At 63.8% G+C, this 4,634-nt stretch carries 4 protein-coding genes; 2 read left to right on the top strand and 2 right to left on the bottom strand.

The features are described 5' to 3' along the window. Together F8K16_RS08945 and F8K16_RS08940 are read left to right on the top strand one after the other, a co-directional pair. On the top strand, positions 1-632 hold a 632-nt coding region (locus tag F8K16_RS08945; RefSeq protein ID WP_294949728.1), incomplete at its 5' end, for an MFS transporter. Positions 633-666: 34 nt separating this feature from the next. Continuing rightward, positions 667-2,820, top strand: a complete 2,154-nt coding sequence (locus tag F8K16_RS08940; RefSeq protein WP_294949724.1) for an AMP-binding protein — start codon at positions 667-669, stop codon at positions 2,818-2,820. 16 nt (positions 2,821-2,836) lie between these two features. Here the strand turns inward: F8K16_RS08940 and F8K16_RS08935 are convergent, their stop codons facing one another. Both F8K16_RS08935 and F8K16_RS08930 read right to left on the bottom strand, forming a co-directional pair. Further along, positions 2,837-3,484 carry a hypothetical protein gene (locus tag F8K16_RS08935; RefSeq protein ID WP_294949720.1) on the bottom strand — a complete coding sequence of 216 codons (648 nt, stop codon included), beginning with the start codon at positions 3,482-3,484 and terminating at the stop codon, positions 2,837-2,839. A 41-nt stretch (positions 3,485-3,525) separates the two neighbouring features. After that, positions 3,526-4,419 carry a LysR family transcriptional regulator gene (locus tag F8K16_RS08930; protein ID WP_294949717.1) on the bottom strand — a complete coding sequence of 298 codons (894 nt, stop codon included), beginning with the start codon at positions 4,417-4,419 and terminating at the stop codon, positions 3,526-3,528. Positions 4,420-4,634 lie beyond the last annotated feature (215 nt).

The following is a 4,634-nucleotide window of genomic DNA, read 5'->3' as shown; positions in this document are numbered from 1 at the left end:
TGCTGGGGGGAGAGGTGTGGGGCCTGATGAGCGCGGCGCTGGTCACCAGCGTGCTGGGCTTTGCAGCCACGCTGTGGATTCCCCCGGTTCCGGCGGCGGCGCCCCGACTCAGGCTGACCTTCAACATCGTTCGGGCGCTGTGGCAGACACTGCGTGAGGCGCGTGTGCACCATGCCTGGAGCGTGATGCTGGCCATCAGCGGCTTCTGGATGATCGGTGCCATGATCCTCAGCCAGATACCGCTGATGGCCGAGCGTCTGGGCGCACCCCGCTACACCCTTTATCTGCTGCTGCTGTTCGCGGTGATGATGGCGCTGGGCGCGGCCATCGCATGGCGGCTCAACCGCGACCGCCTGCGGCTTGAATGGACGCGCCGCTGGTACGCGCTCATGGTCCTGTGGCTTGCGCTGCTGGGCTGGAGCTGGCCTCAGTGGCCGCTGGTGTGGTGGCCGGCCTTCGCACTGCTGGCGCTCACCGGCGGGGTGATGATCGTGCCGCTGTATGTGTGGTTGCAGCGGGAAATCGACTCGGCCGAGCGGGGACGGGTGTTCGCTGCGCTCAATGTGCTCAACGCCCTGTTCATGGTGGCCGGTACAGGGGCGCTGATGGTGTGGCACGGGCTGCACGGGTAGAATGCGCTGAAGGACTTTAGACGGGAGCGGAATGATGATCAAGTGGCTGGCCAGAGGGCTGTTCAGACTGTTCTACCGGGTGGAGGTGCGCGGACTGGAGCATTATCGGACGGCTGTGGATTCCGGCCGGCCGGTGCTGATGGTGGCCAACCATGTGTCACTGCTGGACGGGCCCCTGATCGATCTGTTCATTCCGGGGCGCACCACTTTCATGGTGGACGCCAAGCAGGTGCGAGGCGTGAGGAAGTGGCTGCTGGCGCTGTCCGACTACTTCACCGTGGACATGTTCAGCCCTTATGCCGCCAAGCACATGATCAAGGCATTGGAGCAGGGGCGCCAGTGCATGATCTTTCCGGAAGGGCGCATCACCACCACCGGTTCGCTGATGAAGGTCTATGAGGGCACGGCGGTGGTGGCGGAGCGCACCGGCGCCCAGCTGCTGCCCATCCATATCGACGGAGCGGAGTATTCCACCTTCTCCTATCTGGACGGCACCCGCTTCGCCTGGGTCAAGCAACGCTGGTTTCCGAAGATCACCCTGACCATTCTGCCGCCTGTAACGCTGAAGTGTGATCACAAGGAGCTCAACCCCCATCAGCGTCATGCTCATCTGCAGAACAGACTGTGGCTGCTGATGCGGGACGCCGCCTTTCAGGCCCGCTACCGTCCTCGCTCTCTGTGGCGGGCGTTGAGCGACAGCGTCGGGTTCTATGGACGCAAGACCCTGTGCGCCAGCGACATCAATGGCGTGGATCTGACCCGTGGGCGCCTGCTCACCGGCGCCAAAGTGCTGGGGGCGGCACTGGAGAAGCACATTGCCGGGGAGCGGCATGTGGCCGTGCTGCTGCCCAATGTCAGCGGCCTGCCGGTCACCTGGTTCGCGCTGCAGGCGTATGGTCATGTGCCGGCCATGCTCAATTTCACCGCCGGCTACGGTCCCATGCGTTCAGCCTGCGTCACCGCCGAGGTGAAGACCATCATCACTTCGCGCAAGTTTGTGGAGGCGATGAACTTCGAATCGCTGGTGGCGCGGCTGGAGGAGGAGTTCCGCATCCTGTGGCTGGAGGACATCCGGGAGGAGATCGGCCCGTTGCATAAGCTGTTCGGCGCGCTGCGGCCCGACAGCAGCCTGCCCGGCTGGCATGTGGAAGCGGATGAGGCGGCGGTGGTGCTGTTCACGTCCGGCTCCGAAGGTGCGCCGAAGGGCGTGGTGCTGAGTCACGCCAACATTCTGGCCAACATCGAGCAGATCAGCGCCATGCTCACGTTGCTGCCGGAGGAGACCATCTTCAACGCCCTGCCCACCTTCCACTCCTTCGGCATGACGGCGGGCATGCTGTGGCCGATCCTCAAGGGCGCGCGGGTGTTCCTCTATCCCTCGCCGCTGCACTATCAGGTGATCCCGGAGATGGCCTATCAGGTCAACGCCAGGCTGATGTTCGGCACGGACACCTTCTACACCGGCTACGCGCGCAAGGCGCATCCCTACGATTTCTACAGTATCCGCGCTTTCGTGGCCGGTGCCGAGCGGCTGCGCGCCGAAACCCGCCAGCTGTACGCGGACAAATTCGGCAAGCCCATCTACGAGGGCTACGGGGTGACGGAGACCTCGCCGGTGCTGTGCGTCAACATTCCCCAGTCCCACCGCATCGGCACGGTAGGACAGTTCATTCCGGGCGTGGAATGGCGGCTGGAGCCGGTTGAGGGCATTGAGGAGGGCGGTCGCCTGCTGGTGCGCGGTCCCAATGTGATGAAGGGCTATCTGTTCAACGAGCGCCCGGGCGAGCTGGTGCCGCCGAAGGACGGCTGGCATGACACGGGTGACATCGTCAAGGTGGATGACGAGGGCTTTGTCACCATTCTGGGGCGGGCCAAGCGTTTCGCCAAGATCGCTGGCGAGATGGTGTCGCTGACGGCGGTAGAGAACTACATCAGCCGCTACGCGCCGGAAGGCCATCATGCGGTGGTGGCGGTGCCGGATGACCGGCGTGGCGAGCAGCTGGTGCTGGTCACTGACGATGAGACGCTCAACAAGTCTGTGGTCAAGGAGGCGGCCCGGGCCGCCGGCGTGGCCGAGATCATGGTGCCCAAGACGGTCATTCTGGTGGAGCAGGTGCCCATTCTCGGCACTGGCAAGACCAACTATCCCGAAGTGCAGAAGATCGCCGAGCGGCACTTTGGCCGCTGAGAGGGGTGTCCGTTCGTCACTCAGGCTGAATGGTCTGATGGAGGTGGTGCACGAAGCGTTCGGCCTCGTCCCTGTCCATCAGTTGTGAGGTGATGTAGAGGTTGAGCAGCTGGGCGAACTGCTCGTGCGGCATGACACTGTCATTTCCGATGCTGCGCACCTGCTGATTGGCATGCACGTCCTGCTCTACCGCCTGGGCCTGTGTTCTGGGCAGGGTCGGCAGCGCTTCCAGTTCCGCCTTGAGTTCCGCGAAGGTCTCCAGCACACTCTCATCCGGTCGGGCGGCATGGAAGTCCAGCCGTTCGGTCAGACGGGCGGCCATGGTGCGCATCAGATCCAGCGTCTCTTCCATGGCGTCCCGGTCGCCCTGCTGGCCGGCCATGTCGAACAGCAGCGCCATGTGGGTGGTCAGCCGGGTCTCGACCACGGAGCGGAAGTGGCTGACGAACTGCGGCCCCGCCCACGGGAACAGCAGGGCATAGCGGGAGATCTCCTCCACCAGCATGCACACCGGCACCTGTTCGCCGTTTTCCGCGTCCGTGACGGGCACCACATCCACCCACCAGTTGAGGCCGGTGGTGGGCAGGGTGTCCGCTGCCGGGGCGATATTCACGCTGTCGTCAAACAGCGCGCGGGCCCGTTTCGTCAGGTGCAGATGCATCATGGCGTCTCGTCAGTGAGGTGTTCAGCAGGGAGAATGGGGGTTCAGTCGGGCAGTTTCAAGCTCTGCAAGGCTTCAATGAACCATTTGAGCGCCCGCCCCTTGTCGGTCTTGCGCCAGGCCACATGCAGCGTGGGGGTCTGCTCCGGCTCACCCAGCGCCACCAGCTCGCCCCTGTCGATGTAGGGCTGCGCCAGCCAGCGGGGCAGATGGCCGTAGCCCAGCCCGACCAGTTGCGTTTCCAGCTTGTCCTGCAGGGTGGTGACGGCCATGCTGTTGCGGGTGTTCTGCACCTGGGCCCGGCGACGGGGCAGCTGAGCGGTGGAGTCGCTCAGCACCACCATGGTGTAGTCGTCCAGGTTGACCTCCGGCCGACCCCACTTTTCCACCAGCGGATAGTCAGGCGCGCAGCAGGGCACCATCTCCACGCTGCCCAGTTTGAAGGTGCGCAGCTGGAACTGTTCCGGAATGGGATCCCCGGCGCCGATGGCGATGTCGGCCCGGCCGCTGAGCACCGCGTCCCAGGTGCCCGCCAGGGTCTCGCGGCGCAGGTTGATGCGGGTGGGGGCATCCATCTGTCTGAACTCTGAGATGACATCCAGCACCGGTGGCAGGGGAAGGATGCTCTCCACCGCCAGCGTCAGGGAGGCTTCCCAGCCATGGGCCACCTGCTGTACGTTCTGGATGGTGGCCTGCATGGTCTCCATCAGCGCCGGAATTTCCTTCATCAGCGCCCGGCCGGCCGGGGTGAAGACGACCCGCTTGCCGGTCTTTTCCAGCAGTTTGGCGCCCACCTGCTGCTCCAGTTTGCGGATCTGGTAGCTGATGGCGGAGGGGACCCGGTCGAGCGAGTCCGCGGCCGCCTTGAGGGTTCCTTTTTCCGCCACCGCCTTCAGGGCGATGAGGGCGTCCCAGTCGAGCAGCTGCTTGTCATTCATGGTGAGAAGCTCCCTTGGACCTTGAGAGTAAATTTTGTTCTGTTTTTTTCAATTATATCACTTCAAAAAAATTATGCGAGTGCTGGTGCGAGGTAAAAAAAGGCCGGCTTGCGCCGGCCCGCCTCCGCACTTGGCGCGGGGCGGTTCAGAAACCGTACTTGACGGTAATGGACAGGTTGGGATACCACACCTCGCCAATGTCGTTGCGGGCTTTC

The sequence above is a fragment of the Sulfurivirga sp. genome, from assembly GCF_015490265.1.
Lineage (GTDB): Bacteria > Pseudomonadota > Gammaproteobacteria > Thiomicrospirales > Thiomicrospiraceae > Sulfurivirga.
The sequence above is the reverse complement of the archived record's forward strand: the minus strand, read 5'-3'. Positions and strand labels throughout refer to the sequence as shown.

Coding starts and splice junctions, on each gene's coding strand:
- F8K16_RS08940 (WP_294949724.1), top strand. CDS start 667: ATGATCAAGTGGCTGGCCAGAGGGCTGTTCAGACTGTTCTACCGGGTG.
- F8K16_RS08935 (WP_294949720.1), bottom strand. CDS start 3,484: ATGATGCATCTGCACCTGACGAAACGGGCCCGCGCGCTGTTTGACGAC.
- F8K16_RS08930 (WP_294949717.1), bottom strand. CDS start 4,419: ATGAATGACAAGCAGCTGCTCGACTGGGACGCCCTCATCGCCCTGAAG.